The sequence below is a fragment of the Pseudomonas sp. H3_E04 genome (assembly GCF_054668915.1).
In genome coordinates this window covers 3985010-4003733 of the sequence record NZ_CP162797.1, presented here as the reverse complement: position 1 = coordinate 4003733, position 18724 = coordinate 3985010, and the positions used below count along the sequence as shown (strand labels likewise).

The 18724-nt window shown below is 61.5% G+C and carries 18 protein-coding genes and 1 pseudogene; 9 read left to right on the top strand and 10 right to left on the bottom strand.

Annotated elements, in window-relative coordinates:
• Nucleotides 1-24: 24 nt before the first annotated feature.
• Nucleotides 25-564, bottom strand: coding sequence for a type 1 glutamine amidotransferase domain-containing protein (locus AB4N53_RS18140; RefSeq protein WP_460122107.1), 540 nt, complete (start codon nt 562-564; stop codon nt 25-27).
• A 228-nt stretch (nt 565-792) separates the two neighbouring features.
• Here AB4N53_RS18140 and AB4N53_RS18135 point away from each other — a divergent pair, with 228 nt between their 5' ends.
• Genes AB4N53_RS18135 through AB4N53_RS18125 form a run of 3 tightly spaced genes read left to right on the top strand, consistent with a single transcriptional unit; the run spans nt 793 to nt 2810 of the window.
• Nucleotides 793-1605 (top strand): HDOD domain-containing protein, encoded by an 813-nt coding sequence (locus AB4N53_RS18135; protein ID WP_160769650.1) that lies wholly within the window; start codon nt 793-795, stop codon nt 1603-1605.
• Nucleotides 1606-1617: 12 nt separating this feature from the next.
• A complete protein-coding gene (gene mutM / locus AB4N53_RS18130; protein ID WP_252879047.1) occupies nt 1618-2430 on the top strand; it encodes a bifunctional DNA-formamidopyrimidine glycosylase/DNA-(apurinic or apyrimidinic site) lyase in 813 nt (270 codons plus the stop codon).
• 56 nt (nt 2431-2486) lie between these two features.
• Entirely contained in the window at nt 2487-2810 is a 324-nt protein-coding gene (locus tag AB4N53_RS18125) for a multidrug transporter (protein ID WP_460122105.1), read from the top strand.
• Nucleotides 2811-2903: 93 nt separating this feature from the next.
• Here the strand turns inward: AB4N53_RS18125 and AB4N53_RS18120 are convergent, their stop codons facing one another.
• The 5 genes from AB4N53_RS18120 to AB4N53_RS18100 form a co-directional block, all read right to left on the bottom strand.
• Nucleotides 2904-3155, bottom strand: coding sequence for a YfhL family 4Fe-4S dicluster ferredoxin (locus AB4N53_RS18120; protein ID WP_003195146.1), 252 nt, complete (start codon nt 3153-3155; stop codon nt 2904-2906).
• 162 nt (nt 3156-3317) lie between these two features.
• Nucleotides 3318-3797, bottom strand: coding sequence for a pantetheine-phosphate adenylyltransferase (gene coaD / locus AB4N53_RS18115; RefSeq protein WP_003229157.1), 480 nt, complete (start codon nt 3795-3797; stop codon nt 3318-3320).
• Between the two features lie 115 nt (nt 3798-3912).
• A complete protein-coding gene (locus tag AB4N53_RS18110; RefSeq protein WP_460122103.1) occupies nt 3913-5508 on the bottom strand; it encodes a GMC family oxidoreductase in 1596 nt (531 codons plus the stop codon).
• 132 nt (nt 5509-5640) lie between these two features.
• A complete protein-coding gene (locus AB4N53_RS18105) occupies nt 5641-6186 on the bottom strand; it encodes a twin-arginine translocation pathway signal protein (protein ID WP_460122101.1) in 546 nt (181 codons plus the stop codon).
• 29 nt (nt 6187-6215) lie between these two features.
• Complete coding sequence (locus AB4N53_RS18100) at nt 6216-7646, bottom strand: coniferyl aldehyde dehydrogenase (protein WP_460122099.1); 1431 nt, start codon at nt 7644-7646, stop codon at nt 6216-6218.
• 147 nt (nt 7647-7793) lie between these two features.
• Here AB4N53_RS18100 and AB4N53_RS18095 point away from each other — a divergent pair, with 147 nt between their 5' ends.
• The 3 genes and pseudogenes from AB4N53_RS18095 to AB4N53_RS18085 all read left to right on the top strand — a co-directional run.
• Nucleotides 7794-8465: a TetR/AcrR family transcriptional regulator gene (locus tag AB4N53_RS18095; RefSeq protein ID WP_016772708.1), complete on the top strand. Its 672-nt coding sequence runs from the start codon at nt 7794-7796 to the stop codon at nt 8463-8465.
• A gap of 31 nt (nt 8466-8496) precedes the next feature.
• The gene (locus tag AB4N53_RS18090) at nt 8497-9351 is read left to right on the top strand and encodes a sulfurtransferase (RefSeq protein ID WP_460122097.1); all 855 of its coding nucleotides are present in this window, start codon (nt 8497-8499) and stop codon (nt 9349-9351) included.
• Between the two features lie 145 nt (nt 9352-9496).
• Nucleotides 9497-10398, top strand: a pseudogene (locus tag AB4N53_RS18085) (hypothetical protein); the annotation flags it as partial.
• An 8-nt stretch (nt 10399-10406) separates the two neighbouring features.
• Here the strand turns inward: AB4N53_RS18085 and AB4N53_RS18080 are convergent.
• The 4 genes from AB4N53_RS18080 to AB4N53_RS18065 form a co-directional block, all read right to left on the bottom strand.
• On the bottom strand, nt 10407-11402 hold the full coding sequence (locus tag AB4N53_RS18080; protein WP_460122095.1) for a hydrolase: 996 nt from the start codon (nt 11400-11402) through the stop codon (nt 10407-10409).
• 65 nt (nt 11403-11467) lie between these two features.
• Nucleotides 11468-12082, bottom strand: a complete 615-nt coding sequence (rsmD, locus tag AB4N53_RS18075; protein ID WP_039757533.1) for a 16S rRNA (guanine(966)-N(2))-methyltransferase RsmD — start codon at nt 12080-12082, stop codon at nt 11468-11470.
• On the bottom strand, nt 12082-13572 hold the full coding sequence (locus AB4N53_RS18070) for a M16 family metallopeptidase (RefSeq protein WP_460122093.1): 1491 nt from the start codon (nt 13570-13572) through the stop codon (nt 12082-12084). Before AB4N53_RS18070 ends, rsmD begins: the two co-directional genes overlap by 1 nt.
• Nucleotides 13565-14920, bottom strand: coding sequence for a M16 family metallopeptidase (locus tag AB4N53_RS18065; RefSeq protein WP_460122091.1), 1356 nt, complete (start codon nt 14918-14920; stop codon nt 13565-13567). The genes AB4N53_RS18070 and AB4N53_RS18065 overlap by 8 nt, the downstream gene beginning before the upstream one ends.
• Before the next feature lie 608 nt (nt 14921-15528).
• Here AB4N53_RS18065 and ftsY point away from each other — a divergent pair.
• From ftsY to ftsX, 3 genes are read left to right on the top strand one after another with little or no spacing between them, the layout of a single operon-like run.
• Complete coding sequence (gene ftsY / locus AB4N53_RS18060) at nt 15529-17028, top strand: signal recognition particle-docking protein FtsY (protein ID WP_460122088.1); 1500 nt, start codon at nt 15529-15531, stop codon at nt 17026-17028.
• Complete coding sequence (gene ftsE, locus AB4N53_RS18055) at nt 17025-17696, top strand: cell division ATP-binding protein FtsE (protein ID WP_016772715.1); 672 nt, start codon at nt 17025-17027, stop codon at nt 17694-17696. The genes ftsY and ftsE overlap by 4 nt, the downstream gene beginning before the upstream one ends.
• Entirely contained in the window at nt 17693-18718 is a 1026-nt protein-coding gene (gene ftsX, locus AB4N53_RS18050) for a permease-like cell division protein FtsX (protein WP_434767019.1), read from the top strand. Before ftsE ends, ftsX begins: the two co-directional genes overlap by 4 nt.
• Nucleotides 18719-18724: the final 6 nt, after the last annotated feature.

Below are 18724 nucleotides of genomic sequence, written 5' to 3'. Positions count from 1 at the left end.
TGCTCGCGAAAGGGATGCCGACGACTACGCAGCCAGTGCGTCAATCAGGGCCTGACTGAACGCCGGCACATCATCCGGCTGGCGGCTGCTGATCAGGTAGCCGTCCTTTACCACTTCCTGATCGACCCAGTTGGCCCCGGCATTGACCAGATCGTCCTTGACGGTTTTGTAGCTGGTCATGGTCTTGCCGTTGACCAGTCCCGCCGAGATCAGCAACCAGCTGCCGTGGCAGATCACGGCAATCGGCTTGCCCGCCGAAGCGGCAGTCTTGACCAGATACTGAGCATCCTGATCGATACGGATTGTGTCAGAATTCTGCACGCCACCGGGCAGCAGTACCGCATCGTATTGTTCGATGCTCGCAGCCTGGAAGGAGTTGGCGACCGGAAAGTCATCCGCCGGTTTGTCATGGTTCCAGCCTTTGACCGTGCCGGCCTCGGTCGAGAGGATATCGACCTGCACGCCGGCCTGCTCGAGGGCATCCTTGGGGCCGGTCATTTCGACCTGTTCGAAACCATCGGTAACCAAAATAGCGACGCGTTTGTCGTTGAGGGAAGTTGCCATCGGTAAGCTCCTGAGTCTGTGGAGATTTTGCCTTCGCAGCGGAACGTTGAGGTCCGATGCGCCCTACAGATTCCGAAGCCTGGGCACAGATGAAAGTTCCGGCGATGTGCCCATCGGTGTGTCGCCCTGCCGTTTCAGCGGTTAGAATCGCCGCCTGCCCCGGAGTGTGTACTTATGTCCCAAGAGCTGACCACCGAACAGATCCAACAATCGCTGCAAGGCATCAGTGTGCCGGCGCAACCGCAGATCATGGTGGATCTGCAAATGGAGCAGTACATGCCCGACCCGGACCTGGAGGTGATCGCCAAACTGATCTCCCAGGACCCTGGTCTGTCTGGCGCGCTGCTGAAGATCGTCAACTCGCCGTATTACGGCCTGAGCAACAAGATCACCTCGATCCAGCGTGCGGTGAACCTGTTGGGTAGTCGTTCGATCATCAACCTGATCAACGCGCAGTCGATCAAGGGCGAGATGAACGACGACACCATCGTCACCCTCAACCGTTTCTGGGACACCGCGCAGGATGTGGCGATGACCTGCCTGACCCTGGCCAAGCGCATCGGCACACAGGCGGGTGACGAAGCCTATGCGTTGGGCCTGTTCCACGATTGCGGTGTGCCGTTGATGCTGCAGCGTTTCCCCAATTACATGACCGTGCTGGAAGAGGCCTACGCCAGCGCCAGCCCGGAATGCCGCGTGGTCGATACGGAAAACCGCGTGTTCAATACCAACCACGCCGTGGTCGGTTACTACACCGCCAAGTCCTGGCGCCTGCCGGAGCATGTCAGCGCCGCCATCGCCAACCATCACAATGCGCTGGCGATTTTCAGCGACGAATCGTCGAAGAACAGCCAACTGAAAAACTTGCTGGCGATTCTGAAAATGGCCGAGCACATCTGCGCCTCATATCGGGTGCTGGGCAACCAGAGCGAGGATTTCGAGTGGAGCGCGGTCGGCCCGCTGGTGCTCGATTACGTCGGTCTGTCGGACTACGACTTCGAAACACTCAAACAAACGATTCGCGACCTCGGCGCGCATTGATCCGAGGACACCATGCCTGAACTGCCGGAAGTCGAAACCACCCGCCGGGGAATTGCCCCGCACCTGGAAGGCCAGCGGGTCAGCCGGGTCATCGTCCGCGACCGGCGTTTGCGCTGGCCGATCCCGGAAGACCTCGATGTGCGCCTGTCCGGGCAGCGCATCGTGCTGGTCGAACGGCGTGCCAAGTACCTGTTGATCAACGCCGAGATCGGCACGCTGATCAGCCATTTGGGCATGTCGGGCAATCTGCGTCTGGTCGAGGCCGGGTTGCCGGCGTTGAAGCACGAGCACGTCGACATCGAACTGGAATCGGGTCTGGCCTTGCGCTACACCGATCCGCGACGGTTTGGCGCGATGTTGTGGAGCAACGACCCGCTCAATCACGAATTGCTGATTCGCCTCGGGCCGGAGCCACTGACCGATCTGTTCGATGGCGAAAGATTGTTCAAGCTCTCACGCGGGCGTTCGATGGCGGTCAAGCCGTTCATCATGGACAACGCGGTGGTGGTCGGGGTCGGCAATATCTACGCGACCGAAGCGCTGTTCGCTGCCGGCATTGATCCGCGCCGTGAAGCCGGGGGGATTTCCCGCGGGCGCTATCTGAAACTGGCGATCGAGATCAAGCGCATCCTTGCCGCTGCCATCGAGCGTGGCGGCACGACATTGCGCGATTTCATTGGCGGCGACGGTCAGCCGGGCTATTTCCAGCAGGAACTGTTTGTCTACGGCCGCGGCGGTCAGCACTGCAAGGTCTGCGGCACGGGCCTGCGCGAAGTGAAGCTGGGCCAGCGCGCCAGCGTGTTTTGCCCGCGCTGCCAGACCTGAAAAAATCCTTCGGTCTATAGTGAGAAGTCTCACTGCTCAGCCCGAAGGATCGTGCCATGAAATCCCTGCAAGTCCTCTTCGTCACTCTGCTGCTGTGTTCCAGTCTGGCTGTACAGGCATCGGAAAACGGCAGCGGTGATCCGCGTTACACCATCCAGAATCCCCCGGCCTACGCCATGCTCGGCGACCTGCTGATTGCCCGACCTTTGCTGGTGGTGGCCACGGTGATCGGTGCGGGAGCGTTTGTGGTGTCGTTGCCGTTTACCGCACTGGGCGGCGGGGTCGGCGATGCCGGGCAGGCGCTGGTGGTTGACCCGGCGAAGGCGGCGTTCGTGCGGTGTCTGGGGTGTACGGGGGAGGGGTTCGAACAGCGCGAGTGAAGGGCAAGATCAAAAGATCGCAGCCTTCGGCAGCTCCTACAGAGGAATGCGATCCATGTAGGAGCTGCCGAAGGCTGCGATCTTTTTAGCGAATCAGGCCTTGCCGGTGATCTTGCGGTACTTCTCCATCAACTGTTCTTCAGTCTCCGGATGGGCTTCGTCCAGTGGAATGCAATCCACCGGGCAGACCTGCTGGCACTGCGGCTCGTCGTAGTGGCCGACGCACTGGGTGCACAGGTTCGGGTCGATCACGTAGATCTCTTCGCCCTGGGAAATGGCGGCGTTCGGGCACTCGGGTTCGCAGACGTCGCAGTTGATGCAATCGTCGGTGATGATCAGGGACATGCTAACTCCAGCCGGGGCGGCAGGCCCGGGCGCTATAAATCAATGCGCGCAATTGTGCCGCATTGGCGAGCGCAGTGCACGCGGGGGCGATCAAGGGCTGCAAAACAGAGATCGCAGCCTTCGGCAGCTCCTACAAGCAAAGATCGCAGCCTGCGGCAGCTCCTACTTTTTGAAGCGTAGGGTCAGCGCGTCGGCCACGGCCGGGTGGACGAACTTGCTGATATCGCCGCCCAGCGCGGCAATCTCCCGCACCAGCGTCGACGAAATGAACGAATAACGCTCCGACGGCGTGAGAAACAGGCTCTCCACATCCGGCGCCAGTTGGCGGTTCATGTTGGCCAGCTGGAATTCGTATTCGAAGTCCGACACCGCGCGCAGACCACGCAGGAACACATTGGCGTTCTGCTCTTTGGCGAAATGCGCGAGCAGCGTCGAGAAACCGACCACTTCCACGTTCGGCAGGTGCTTGGTGACCTCGCGAGCCAGTTCGACCCGTTGTTCCAGCGGGAACAGCGGGTTCTTTTTCGGGCTGGCGGCGACCGCAATGATCACGTGATCGAACAGGCGCGAGGCGCGTTCGACCAGATCGCCATGGCCCTTGGTAATAGGGTCGAAGGTACCTGGGTACAACACTCGGTTCATCGCGTCGTCCTGGCGGGAGTCCGTTGGGGAGTCGGATGGTATCGCAGCCTTCCCGGTCGGCCAAGTCGCCTGTTGGGTAAGAAAGCACTATAGACGATAGGAATATTCTGCTTTTTCATGGATTTTTCAGCCGAACAGCCAAGGCTGTCGCCAGTTGCGCGGTCAGGCCATACACCGACAGTTGGGGGTTGGCACCGATGCTGGTGGGGAACAGTGAGCCGTCGTGAATCGACAGGTTGCTCAGTTGATGATGGCGACCGAGGCTGTCGGCGACCGCGTTTTTCGGATCTTCACCCATCGCACAACCACCCATGACGTGAGCGCTGCCCAGTCGCGTGCGGTACAGCTCCAGGCTCAATCCGTCGATCAGCGAGCGCGCCTCAGCCAGTGTCTTCACATAGCGGCCGTCGGCGTGCATCGGCATGACGGATTGCGCGCCGCCGGCGAACTGGATTTCCGCCATGACGTGAAAGGCCCGGCGCAAACCGTCCCAGGCGTACTGCGAAACCTGATAGTCGAGCACTGGCGAGCCATCGCCGCGCAACTCCACCGCGCCACCGCTGCTGTCCGGGTGGAAGCCATCGCGCAGCAGCGCCAGCATCGCGTGGGTGTGCGGCAGATCAGCCATGTGTTGCGCGTTCTCTTGGCCGAAACCGCCGAGCAGTGTGGCGGCCAGCGCCGGGTGCAGCGGTGGCACTTCGAGTTTGAATGCCATCGGCCCGGTGGTGCCGTCCTTCCATTGGAAATGGTCGGAATAAATCGACTGCGGCGCTCCGTAGAACGGATTGACCACCTCGGCGAAACGCGCGGCGGACATGTTCACCGGGTGCAGAAAGGTGCGCTTGCCCACGCGCCCATGCGGATCCGGCGCGTCGGAGCGCAGCAACAGCGCCGGGCTGTTGATGCCGCCGCCGGCCAGCACGTAATGCCGCGCCTTGACCGTGATGCTGCGCCCGGTCGGCTCGACGCAGCGCTCGTCCATCGCCACGCAATGCAGGCCGGTCACCTTGTCGCCGCTGATCAGCAGTTTTTCCACTCGCGCCAGATACAGCAGCTCGCCGCCCTTTTCCAGCGTCGCCGGGATGGTCGTGACCATCATCGATTGCTTGGCATTGCTCGGGCAGCCCATGCCGCAATAGCCCAGATTCCAGCAGCCGCGCACGTTGCGCGGGATCACGTGCCAGCTGTAGCCGAGTTGCTCGCAGCCTTTGCGGATCACGTCGTTATTGGCGTTGGGCTGCACCATCCACGGCGCGACGCCGAGGCGCTGCTCCATTTTCTCGAACCACGGCGCCATCTCTGCCGGGCTATGGCCTGTGACGTTGTGTTCGCTGGCCCAGTGTTCGAGGGTCGGCTCGGGCGTGCGGAAACTCGAGGTCCAGTTGATCAGCGTCGTGCCGCCGACCGCGCGGCCCTGCAGGATAGTGATCGCGCCGTCCTTGCTCATGCGCCCGATGCCTTCCTGATAGAGGCTGCTGTAGGCATCATCTTCGAGCAGTTTGAAATCCGAGCTGGTCTTCAGCGGGCCTTCTTCGATCAGCAGGACTTTGTAGCCGGCCGCGCTGAGGATCTCCGCCGTGGTGCCGCCGCCGGCGCCACTGCCGATGATCGCCACGTCGGCTTCGAGGGTAAGGTCGTTGCTCAGTTGCGCGCCGTTGAAGGTTTTCCAGCCTCGGGCGAGGCCTTCGCGGAAGGGATCGGGTACGGGCATCGGTCAGGTTCTCTTTATTATTCTGGATGCTGAGGTGATGCAACTGGCCCCTTCGCGAGCAGGCTCGCTCCCACAGGGAATTGCATTTCACATGTGGGAGCGAGCCTGCTCGCGAAGACCGCCCCCCCGGTTTCAGACCTTCGGCGGCCCGGGATAACCGCAGTGCGCCCAGGACTCGGCGCGGGTGTACCAGGCCATCATCACCATCTGCTGCAACGAGCTATGGCCCATGCGCAGCAAGCTCAGTGAACTGTTCTCCCAGCGTTCGAGGAAATGTCGCATCGCTTCAGGGCTGGCGTTTTCCCAACTGCCCCAGATGCCGGTGAGCGGGCCACGGGTCACGGCCATACCCAGCACATCGAACAATTGCCGAGTGAGCTTGAGCATTTCCGGCGACACGTGATCAAGGCTGTAGTCCAGCGACTTCAGCGTGCCGTCGACCGCTGCGGGCATTTCCCCGGCGGCGACGGCGCCGTCGAGCATCACCGGGATCAGCGCGCGCAGGAACAGCAGATCGCCGTCGCGCAAAACGACAAAGCCGTTGGCGCTGATACTCGACGAGCAGCCAGTGAGGCTGGCGCCAAGGCCGGCGGTGGCGAGAAACGCGCTGGCGCCGAGGCTGAATTTCAGCAGGCCACGGCGCGACAGGGCGGGTGTTTCGGTCAGGCTTGGGTGCATTGTTGTTCTTATCCGGCGTTGACGATCGTTTAGCGGATGAACAGCTTCTGAATCAGTTTCTGAATCGATTTGCCGTAGGGCGGGTAGATCAGCCGCGCCGCGTTGAAGCGCTGTTTGACCAGCACGCCCTTGGCCTTGCTGAAGGTCAGGAAACCTTCGTGCCCGTGGTAATGGCCCATGCCTGAGGGACCGATACCACCGAAGGGCATATCGTCCTGGGCGACGTGCAGCAGGGTGTCGTTCAGGCAAACACCGCCGGAATGGGTCTCGTGCAGCACGCGGTTCTGTTCGCGTTTGTCATAGCCAAAGTAGTAAAGAGCCAGAGGACGAGGCCGCTGATTGATGTAAGCGAATGCCTGCTCCAGATCGCGATAAGGCACGATCGGCAGCAACGGGCCGAAGATTTCGTCCTGCATTACAGTCATCTCATCGCTGACATTGAGCAGCACGCTGTGCGGCATGCGTCGGCCCTGGCCTTGTTCGAACAGCGGGATCAGCAGCGCGCCCTTGCTGGTCGCGTCGCTGACGTATCCGTTCAGCCGGGTCAGTTGGCGTTCGTTGATGATCGCGGTGTAGTCGACGTTGTCGGCCAGGGTCGGGTAGAAGCCTTTCACAGCCTGACGATAGGCCTCGACGAAAGCGCCGACGCGGTCTTCCGGCACCAGCACATAGTCAGGCGCGACGCAGGTCTGCCCGGCGTTGAGGGTCTTGCCGAAGGCGATGCGTTCGGCGGCGTCCTTGAGCGGTACGTCTCTGGAGACGATGGCCGGCGACTTGCCGCCCAGTTCCAGCGTCACTGGCGTGAGGTTTTCCGCCGCAGCGCGCATGACGTGTCTGCCGACGCTGGTGGAACCGGTGAACAGCAAGTGATCGAAAGGCAGACGCGAGAACGCCACGCCGACATCTGCTTCGCCCAGCACTACGCAAACCAGGTCTTCGGGAAAGATCCGCGCGAGCAGCTCTTTGAGCAACAGGCCGGTGGCCGGGGTCGATTCGCTGAGCTTGAGCATCACCCGATTGCCGGCAGCCAGGGCGCCGACCATCGGCCCCACGGCCAGATACAGCGGGTAGTTCCACGGCACGATCACGCCGACCACGCCCAGCGGCTGATAAACCACCTTCGCCGAAGCCGGCTGGAACGCCATGCCAACCTTGCGTCGCGAGGGCTTCATCCAGTTTTTCAGGTGGCGGCTGGCGTAGTGAATGCCGTGCAGGCTCGGCATCAGCTCGGCGAGCAGGGTTTCGTCGGCGCTGCGGTGACTGAAGTCGGCGCTGATCGCTTCGACCAACGCCTGACGCTCACTGCTGAGCAAATCGCGCAAAGCCTTGAGCCACTGTTGCCGTTGCGCAGCGGGCGGCATCGGGTTGGCGGCATAGGCCGCTCGTTGCGCGTGGAACTGCCGATCAAGCGTTTCAAGAGGCTGTTGCAGGGTTTGCAGGTAGGCAATGTCGGCAGTCATCGCAGGCTCCGGATTTTATTGTAATGAGCACTTTTTAGAGTCGATGCTCTATAAAGTCAAACGACTTCCGCGCACGTCAGTGTTTTATCCATTTCCGGTTAGGTCGTAAGATGCGCCGTCTACGCACTCTGAATTAAAGCTCAAGCCATGGCCCCACGAATAAAAACCAGCGAGCGCATCGTTCAGAACAGCCTGGAGCTGTTCAATCAGCAGGGCGAGCGCAGCGTCAGCACCAACCACATCGCCGCGCACATGGAGATTTCTCCGGGCAACCTGTACTACCACTTCCCCAACAAGCAGGCGATCATTGCCGTGTTGTTCAGTGAGTACGAAGCTCTGGTGGACAGTTTTTTGCGTCCGCCCCAGGGCCGCCCGGCGACCGTCGAAGACAAGCGTTTCTATTTGAAGGAACTGCTCTCGGCCATGTGGCGCTACCGCTTTCTGCATCGCGACCTTGAGCATTTGCTCGACAGCGATGCGGAACTGGCCGCGCGTTATCGGCGCTTTTCCCAGCGCTGCGTGATCCAGGGTGCCGCGATCTACGAAGGCTTCGTCGCCGCCGGCATCCTGAAAATGGATCGCGTGCAGATCGAGTCGCTGACCCTCAACGCTTGGATCATCCTGACCTCGTGGGTGCGTTTTCTGTGCACCACGCGGGAAAACTCCAACCACCTCAGCGAACAGGCCGTGAAGCGTGGCGTGTATCAGGTGCTGGTGCTGGAAGCAGGGTTTGTTACCGATCAGGCGCGGGATGAAGTCAACGCATTGTTCGACGAGTTCTATGTGCCGCTGGCACAGGCCCTTGAAGACGTGAAATAAACCGTTCAGCCGAATGCCACAGGAGCCCGTTATGTCGATTGCGCAGTTGATCAGCCCACAAGCACTGGACGCTCGCAAAGAGCAGCCGGGTCTGGTGATTCTCGATTGCCGTTTTGCCCTCGAAGATCCGGATTACGGCCAGCGCAGCTACGCCGAAGGGCACATTGCCGAAGCGAGTTTCGCCGATCTGGAGCGAGATTTGAGCGGCAAGGTCGAGAAGGGCGTGACCGGGCGTCATCCGTTGCCCGAGCCGGCGGCGCTGATCGAGCGCTTGCAAGCCTGGGGCATCGGCAACGACAGCGATGTGGTTTTGTATGACGACGGCCCGGGTGCATACGCGGCGCGGGCATGGTGGTTGCTGGCCTGGCTGGGCAAGCGCGACGGCGTGTTCATTCTCGACGGCGGGCTCAAGGCCTGGCACGCGGCCGGTCTGCCGCTGAGCCTGGATCCGCCGAGCGTGACGCCGGGTAACTTCAGTGGTCAGTCGGACATGAGCCTGTTGCTCAGCGCCGAGCAATTGCAGCAGCGCCTCGGCCAGCCAACGCTGACCCTGCTCGACGCCCGCGCCTTGCCGCGTTTCAAGGGCGAAGTGGAACCGATCGATCCGGTGGCCGGGCATATTCCCGGCGCACAGTGTGCAGCGTTCACCGAAAACCTCGGCAGTGATGGGCGCTTCCTGCCGGCCGAGCAGCTCAAGCAGCGTTTTGCCGGCAAACTGGGCGATCGCTCGCCGTCGGAACTGGTCGCGTATTGCGGGTCCGGGGTGACGGCGTGTCATAACCTGTTTGCGCTGTGTCTGGCTGGCTACCCGCTGGGCGCCCTGTATGCCGGATCGTGGAGCGAATGGATCAACGAGCCATCGCGCGGCATTGCCACAGGCGAATAAAGTCGCAGATCCCAGGTGGGAGCGAGCCTGCTCTCGAAAGCGGTGTGTCAGTTATCAATTCATTACCTGACGGGACGCCTTCGCGAGCAGGCTCGCTCCCACAAAGTCTTTTGTCGCATCGCAAAATCTGACCAAAGCGCAGATCCCTTGTGGGAGCGGGCTTGCTCGCGAAAGCGGTGGGTCAGTTATCAATTCATTACCTGACGGGACGCCTTCGCGAGCAGGCTCGTTCCCACAAAGTCTTTTGTCGCATCGCAAAATCTGAACAAAGCGCAGATCCCTTGTGGGAGCGGGCTTGCTCGCGAAAGCGGTGTGTCAGTTATCACTTCATTACCTGACGGGACGCCTTCGCGAGCAGGCTCGCTCCCACAAAGTCTATTGTCGCATCGTAAAATCTGACCAAAGCGCAGATCCCTTGTGGGAGCGGGCTTGCTCGCGAAAGCGGTGTGTCAGTTATCACTTCATTACCTGACGGGATGCCTTCGCGAGCAGGCTCGTTCCCACAAAGTCTTGTGACACATTGTAAAATCTGACCAAAGCGCAGATCCCTTGTGGGAGCGGGCTTGCTCGCGAAAGCGGTGTGTCATTTATCACTTCATTACCTGACGGGACGCCTTCGCGAGCAGGCTCGCTCCCACAAAGTCTTGTGACACATTGTAAAATCTGACCAAAGCGCAGATCCCTTGTGGGAGCGGGCTTGCTCGCGAAAGCGGTGTGTCAGTTATCACTTCATTACCTGACGGGACGCCTTCGCGAGCAGGCTCGCTCCCACAAAGTCTATTGTCGCATCGCAAAATCTGAACAAAGCGTAGATCCCTTGTGGGAGCGGGCTTGCTCGCGAAAGCGGTGTGTCAGTTATCACTTCATTACCTGACGGGATGCCTTCGCGAGCAGGCTCGCTCCCACAAAGTCCTTTGTCGCATCGCAAAATCTGATCAAAACGCAGATCCCTGTGGGAGCGAGCCTGCTCGCGAAAGCGGTGGGTCAGTTATCACTTCATTACCTGACGGGATGCCTTCGCGAGCAGGCTCGCTCCCACGAGGGATATGCGGCGCTCAATGACCGAGTGCGGCCAGCCATTGTGGTATGCGCCGTTCCAGGTAATACCTGGGCCTGCGCACCGAGCCTTCGACGAAGCCGACGTGACCGCCACGCGCCTGCAATTCGAGCCGGGTGCAGGCTGACAACTCGTCGGCGTGCGGCAGGCTGTGGGGAAATACGAACGGATCGTCCGCCGCCTGAATGATCAACGTCGGTGTGCGGATCTCGCCGAGGTAGTAGCGGCTCGAGGCGCGGCGGTAGTAATCCTCGGCATCGGTGAAACCATGCAGTGGCGCGGTGACCCGGCCGTCGAAATCCCAGAATGTGCGCATGTTTTCCAGCGAGCCGAGCGCGGCCAGTTTTGCCAGGCCGTCTTCGCGCCCGTCATGCTGGAACTGGCGCTGCTTGTTCCTGATGTAGGCGACCATCTCCCGCATGAAGTGCGCCTGATACACCCGCGAAAACCCCTGGCCGATGCGATCAGCACATTGATCGAGGCGGAACGGTACCGACACCGCCACCGCACCGAGCACGCCGCTGTCGCTGCCGGTTTCACCCAGATGCTTGAGCAGCACATTGCCGCCCAGTGAATAACCGACTGCGTACAACGGCGCCAACGGTCGTTTCGCGCGCAGGTGCTGGATGGCTTCGGCCAGGTCTTCGCTGGCGCCGGAGTGGTAGCTGCGCGGCAACAGATTCGGCTCGCCGGAACAACCGCGCCAGTTCAGCGCGACGCTGGCCCAGCCCTGCTCGGCCAAGGTCTTTTGGATGCCCGCCACGTAGGGTGAATTGGACGATCCGGTCAGCCCATGCAGCACCAGCACCAAGGGCGCCTCGGCACTGTGCGGGCCGTGCCAGTCGAGGTCGAGGAAGTCGCCGTCCTCGAGCCACAGGCGTTCGCGTTCGCGCTCGATGTGCACAGTCTTGCGCCACAGCGGACCCCACAGGGTTTGCAGATGCGGGTTGCCAAGGCCGAAGGCGGGGATGAAGCGTTCTGGCGAAGGGGGCACGATGATTCTCGATGGGCTTGTGGCGAGGGGACACGCCCCCTCGCCGCAGGTTGCTTGCGACCTTGTCAGCCGGCGATGTCCGCCGTGCGCTGCCACAACGCGTAAAAAACCCGACCGGATTTCTGTTCACGATGCAGGCGCCAGTTGCCCGGCAGGCCCAGCGTTGATGGCGCTGTTTCGCTTTCAGTGTAGATCCACGAATCGGCCGCCAGCCATTGGCGCTCTTCCAGCAAAGTACAAACTGCCGGCAACAGGTTCTGGTTGAACGGCGGGTCGAGGAACACCAGATCGAACGGCGTCGCGGTCTGGGTTTCCAGATAGCGCAGCGCGTCGGCGGTTTGTACTTGGCCGTTGGTGCAGCGCAAGGTGCCGAGGTGTTCTTTCAGGCTGGAAACCGCAACGTTGCTGGCGTCCAGCGCCTGAGCGGTAGCCGCGCCACGGGACAGCGCTTCGAGAAACAGCGCGCCGCTGCCGGCGAACGGGTCGAGCACTTTCGCCCCTTCGACGTACGGCGCGAGCCAGTTGAACAGGGTTTCACGCACGCGGTCCGGGGTCGGGCGCAGGCCCGGCGCGTCAGGGAAGCTCAGCTTGCGGCTGCGCCACTGGCCGCCAATGATGCGCAGCTGATTGACGCCGTTGTGCACGTTTTGCACAGGTTTTTTCGGTGCTCGAGTCGCCATTAATGCTCCGGAACCCCGAGCGGTTGCTCGGCAGGTTTATCAGATGGGGCCGGTAGCGGCTTTTGCGGCACGGTCGGGCCAGCGGTGACGATGACCATTTTCTCCGTGCTCAGGTGTTTGTTCAGCGCATCGCGCACCTGCTCTACGGTCAGGCTCTGCGACTGCCGCATGAAGTCGTCGAGATAGCTCAGCGGCAGATTATAGAAGCCCATCGCGCCGAGTTGGCCAACGATGTCGGCGTTGCTCGCGGTGGACAGCGGGAAGCTGCCGGCCAGCTCGCGCTTGGCATCGTCGAGTTCTTTCTGCGTCGGCCCGGTTTTCAGGTAGTCGGCGAGTACGTCCTGCACCAGTTTCAGGGTGCCTTCGCTCATCTCGGCGCGGGTCTGCAGGTTGATCATGAACGGACCACGGGCCTGCATCGGGCTGAACGCCGAATACACGCCGTAGGTGAGGCCACGCTTCTCGCGCACTTCGCTCATCAGACGCGTACCAAAACCACCGCCGCCGAGGATCTGATTACCCAGCGACAGCGCGGCGTAATCCGGGTCGTCGCGATCAATGCCCAGTTGCGCGAGCATCAGGTTGGTCTGTTTCGACGGAAATTCGATGTGGTTGACGCTGGCCGTCGGTTCCTGCGGCGCAGCGATCTTCGCCAGCGCCGGGCCTTTCGGCAGGGCAGAGGAAACCTGATTGGCGATCGCTTCGGCTTCAGCTCGCGACAGATCGCCGACCAGCGCGATCACCGCATTACCGGCGGCGTAGGCCTTGGCATGGAACTCGCGCAATTGCGCGACGGTGATCTTCGGCACGCTTTGCGGATTGCCGTCGCTGGAATGTGCGTACGGGTGATCGCCGTACAGACGCTTCATCAGCTCCAGGCTGGCGAGTTTGCCGGGGTTCTGTTTCTGGTATTCGAAACCGGCGAGCAGCTGGTTCTTGATGCGCGCGAAGGAATCGGCGGGAAAGGTCGGTTTACCGACCACATCGGCGAACAGTTTCAGCGCCGGTTCACGCTGCTCAGGTGCGCTCAGACTGCGCAGCGAAGCCAGCGCCATGTCCTTGAACGCACCGTTGCCGAAGTCGGCGCCGAGGCCTTCAAACCCTTGAGCGATGGCGCCGACGTCTTTGCCGGCGATGCCTTCGTTGAGCATGGCGTTGGTCAGCACCGCGAGGCCGGGGACGTTGCCGTCCTGGCTGCTGCCAGCGGCGAAGATCAGGCGCATGTCGAACATCGGCAGCTCGTGCGCTTCGACGAACAGCACTTTCGCGCCTTCAGCAGTGTTCCAGGTCTGCACATCAAGCTTGCGGCTGGCCGGGGCCTTGCCGTCGAGTTCGGCCAGCGATTGCAGTTTCTGGCTGGACTTGGCGTTATCCAGTGCTTCGCTGGCCTTGCTGTCAGCGCTTGGCGACAAATAAACCGCTGCCGAGCCGATCACCGCGACAGCAATCAGGCCGAGCAGCATCAGGCGTGGGGTTTTGCGCTCACTCATGAGTCGTCTCCAAAGGCAGGACGTGGGCGACGCTGAGACGTTCGCGGGTGAAATACTTTTTCGCGGCGTTCTGGATGTCTTGCGGGGTCACGCTTTCCAGATCGGCCAGTTCGGTGTCCATCAGCTTCCACGACAGGCCGACCGTTTCCAGTTGACCGATCGCGGTGGCCTGGCTGGTGATCGAGTCACGCTCGTAGACCAGACCGGCGATGACTTGAGCTCGGACGCGTTCCAGCTCTTCGGCAGACGGCGCAGTGGTTTTCAGCTGCTCGAGCAGTTTCCACAAACCGGCTTCAGCCTGAGCGATGGTCTTTTTCTTCTGTGTGTTCGGCGTCGCCGACAGGGTGAACAGACTGTCACCACGGGTGTAGGCGTCATAGTCCGACGAGCCGCCGGAGACCAGCTCTTCGCCGCGTTCCAGTTGCGTCGGGATGCGCCCGCTGTAGCCGCCGTCGAGCAGCGCCGAGATCAGGCGCAGGGCGTTGACCGAGCGTTTGTCTTCAGCGGTAGCAATGCTCGGCACGTTGAAGCCAAGCATCAGGCTCGGCAGTTGGGTTTGCACGCGCAGGGTGATCTGGCGTTCGCCGGGCTCGGCCAGTTCCAGCGGCTTTTTCGCCGGTGGCACGTCGCGTTTGGCGACCGGGCCGAAATAGCGCTGGGCGAGGGTTTTCACTTCGTCCGCAGTGACGTCACCGACCACCACCAGCGTGGCGTTGTTCGGCGCGTACCAGGACTGGTACCAGTGGCGCAGTTCCTCGACTTTCATGCGGTCCAGGTCAGCCATCCAGCCGATGGTCGGCGTGTGATAACCGCTGGCCGGGTAGGCCATGGCCTTGTAGCGTTCGTAGGCCTTGGACATCGGCTTGTCATCGGTGCGCAGGCGGCGCTCTTCCTTGATGACTTCGATTTCCTTGGCGAACTCGTCGGCCGGCAGGCGCAGGTTGGCCATGCGGTCGGCTTCCAGCTCGAAGGTCACGCCGAGGCGATCCCGGGCCAGCACCTGGTAATAAGCCGTGAAGTCGTCGCTGGTGAACGCGTTCTCTTCGGCGCCGAGGTCGCGCAGGATCAGCGAGGCTTCGCCGGGGCCGACTTTTTCGCTGCCCTTGAACATCATGTGCTCGAGCGCGTGCGACAGACCGGTCTGGCCCGGAGTCTCGTAGCTGGAGCCGACCTTGTACCAGATCTGCGAAACGACCACCGGCGCACGATGGTCTTCGCGCACGACGACCTTGAGGCCGTTGTCGAGGGTGAATTCATGGGTCGGTTGCGGGTCGGCCGCCAGGGCCGAAAGGGGCAGGCAGACTGCGCTGAGCAGCAGGCCAGCAGCGCGGCGGGCAAGAGCATTCATTCGTTTTTCAACCTGTTGGGCTGCCCGCTTGGTCTTAGCGTCGGCGGGCGAGAGGTAGGGCGTGTCATTGATCATTACCAGTACCGCGCCGGCGCCTGATAGTGTGCAGGGCAAGGCGCGAGGAGTGTGGTTTGGTTGTTCCAAATAAACTTCGAGCAACGCAGCCCTGCACACTATCAGGCCCGGCCCTCCGGGTGGCGCCTGAAAACGGGCCATACTGCGTTGCAGTCCTTGGCAAGGAAAGCACATTCCCTGCGGCCTGCGCCTTGTCTGGCCCGTTTTCAGGCGGCCACGCGGTACTGGTAATGATCAATGACACGCCCTAGGATACTGATCCGTTTTACCGGCGACCACGCCTATCAGACTTCGAATGCTGATTGGGCTGTATGGGTTCATGGCAGAAGGCGGCTGTTTATCGACTAGACAGCGCTTTTTCGCCGATTTTTACCGGTTTAACTCTTCGTTAAAACGATCCTTGAGGTGCCTTTGGCGCCTCGACAAAATGTTGCGCGTGAACAAGCTGGGTGAAACACAGTCTGTTCTGCATCGAATATTTATTTGCCGGGGCGCCCTTATGGCGCGTCGCTACCGTGAGATAGCCGTCCTCCATGTTTGGTTCCAACGACGACAAGAAGAGCCCAGCTGCGGCTGGCGAGAAGAAAAGCCTGTTCGGATGGCTGCGGAAAAAACCGCAGGAACCCGTCGTCGAACAGCCGCCCGCGATTCCTGAGCCGGCCCCCGCGCCAGCACCTGTAATAGAAGAAGAGCCGGCGCCGATTGTGCTGCCGATCGCCGAACCGGTGCTGCAACCGGAGGTTGAGGCCGAGCCCGAAACGCCGGCCGCTGCCGAGTTGCCGCTGACGCCCGCCGCCGAGCCGTGGCTGACCTTGCCAGTGGCAGAAGAGCCGGTCGCGCTGGTTGAAGAAGCGGCGCCGCATGTGACGCCAGTGATTCCTGCACCGGTTGCCGAGGCTGCGGCGCAGCCTGTGCCTGAGCCGGTTGTCGCGCCAGCGCCGGTCGTTGCCGAGCCGATTGCCCCGGTTGCCCCGGTTGTCCAGCCGTCCGAGCCTGAGCCTGAGCCTGCACCGCTTGCCGCTGCGCCAGTTGTCGCTCCGATCGTACCGGTCGAAGTCCCTGTAGAAGCGCCCGTCGAAACCCCGCGCACCGAGGAAACCAAAGCCGGTTTCTTCGCCCGCCTCAAGCAAGGCCTGTCGAAGACCAGCGCCAGCATCGGCGAGGGCATGGCCAGCCTGTTCCTCGGGCGCAAGACCATCGACGATGACCTGCTCGATGACCTCGAAACCCGTCTGCTCACCGCCGACGTCGGCGTCGAAGCCACCACGCAGATCATCCAGCGCCTGACCCAGAAGGTCGCGCGCAAGGAACTGGCCGACGCCGATGCGCTGTACAAGTCGCTGCAGGCTGAACTGGCCGCGATGCTCAAGCCGGTCGAACAACCGCTGAAGATCGCCTCGCAGAACAAGCCGTTCGTGATTCTGGTGGTCGGCGTCAACGGTGCCGGCAAAACCACCACCATCGGCAAACTGGCGAAGAAGCTGCAACTGGAAGGCAAGAAAGTCATGCTGGCGGCCGGTGACACCTTCCGCGCCGCGGCCGTGGAGCAATTGCAGGTCTGGGGCGAGCGCAACAAGATTCCGGTGATTGCCCAGCACACCGGCGCTGATTCCGCTTCGGTGATCTTCGACGCGGTGCAAGCGGCCAAGGCCCGTGGCATCGACGTGCTGATCGCTGACACCGCCGGTCGTCTGCACACCAAAGACAACCTGATGGAAGAGCTGAAAAAGGTTCGCCGGGTGATCGGCAAACTCGACGCCGACGCCCCGCACGAAGTGCTGCTGGTGCTCGACGCCGGTACTGGCCAGAACGCGATCAATCAGGCCAAGCAGTTCAACCAGACCGTCGAACTTACGGGCCTGGCGCTGACCAAGCTTGACGGCACCGCCAAGGGCGGGGTGATTTTCGCCCTGGCCAAGCAGTTCGGCCTGCCGATCCGTTACATCGGCGTCGGTGAAGGCATCGACGATTTGCGTACCTTTGAAGCCGAACCCTTTGTCCAGGCACTGTTTGCCGAGCGGGAGCGTTCATGATTCGTTTCGAACAGGTCGGTAAACGCTACCCGAACGGTCACGTCGGCTTGCATGAGCTGAGCTTTCGAGTCCGTCGTGGCGAGTTCTTGTTTGTCACCGGCCACTCCGGTGCCGGTAAATCCACGCTGTTGCGCCTGTTGCTGGCAATGGAACGGCCGACCAGCGGCAAACTGCTGCTCGCCGGGCAAGACCTGAGCACCATCAGCAACGCACAAATTCCATTTCTGCGCCGGCAGATCGGCGTAGTTTTCCAGAACCACCAGTTGCTGTTCGATCGCACGGTGTTCAACAACGTCGCGTTGCCGCTGCAGATTCTCGGCCTGTCCAAGGTCGAAATCGCCAAGCGCGTCGATTCGGCGCTGGAACGCGTGGCGCTGTCGGACAAATCCGATCTGTACCCGGGCGATCTGTCCACCGGCCAGCAACAGCGCGTCGGTATTGCCCGCGCCATCGTGCATCGCCCGGCCTTGCTGCTGGCGGACGAACCGACCGGTAACCTCGACCCGCGCCTGGCCGCTGAAATCATGGGCGTGTTCGAAGATATCAACCGCTTGGGCACCAGCGTGCTGATCGCCAGTCATGACCTGGCGCTGATCGCGCGCATGCGTCATCGCATGCTGACCCTGCAACGCGGCCGATTGATCGGCGACGGGGAGGCCGGGGTATGAGTGCAACACGCAGTCCGAAGGTTTCCGAGCGTGTGGCCCCGAAGGCCGCCGATCCGCAACCGCAGAAGAAGAAAAAGCACGACGATGACGACGGCCCGGACTTCGCCACGCTGTTCCACGCCTGGATCGAAAGCCATCGCGCCAGCCTGCTCGACAGCCTGCGCCGTCTCGGCAAACAGCCGATCGGCAGCTTCTTCACCTGCATGGTGATGGCCGTGGCGTTGAGTCTGCCGATGGGGCTTTCGCTGTTGCTCAACAACGTCGAGCGTCTTGGCGGTTCCTGGCAACGCGCGGCGCAGATTTCGCTGTACCTGCAACTCGACGCCAGCCCGGAACAGGGCGAGTCCCTGCGTGAGCAGATCAAAGGCATGCCCGGCGTAGCTGATGCCGAATATGTCGGCCGTGATCAGGCGCTGGAAGAGTTTCAGCAGCAGTCCGGCCTGGGCGAAGCCCTGCGTGAGCTGCCCGAGAACCCTTTGCCGGGTGTGGTGCTGGTGACACCGAACGAAGTCGACAAGCCGACACTCGAAGCATTAAGACAAAAACTTTCCGAGCTGCCCAAGGTACAACAGGCGCAACTTGATCTAGTCTGGGTCGAGCGTTTGGCCGCCATCCTCAAGCTTGGCGACCGCTTTGTCTTCGGTCTGACGGTGCTTTTGGTGTCTGCATTACTTTTGGTGATAGGCAATACCATTCGTCTTCATATTGAAAACCGCCGCACCGAGATAGAAGTGATTAAACTCGTCGGCGGCACTGACAGTTATGTGCGTCGCCCTTTCCTTTATATGGGTGCGTTGTATGGCTTCGGTGCAGGGCTGTTGTCCTGGGGTGTATTGGCGTTCGGCCTCGACTGGCTGAACGATGCGGTGGTTGGACTGGCCGGTTTGTACGGCAGTGATTTCGCCCTGGCCGGCGTGCCAGTGGCCGACGGTCTGTCGCTCTTGCTTGGCGCGGTGCTGTTGGGTTATATCGGTGCATGGATTGCAGTCGCACGTCATCTCAGGGAGCTGGCGCCGAAGTAGAATCTT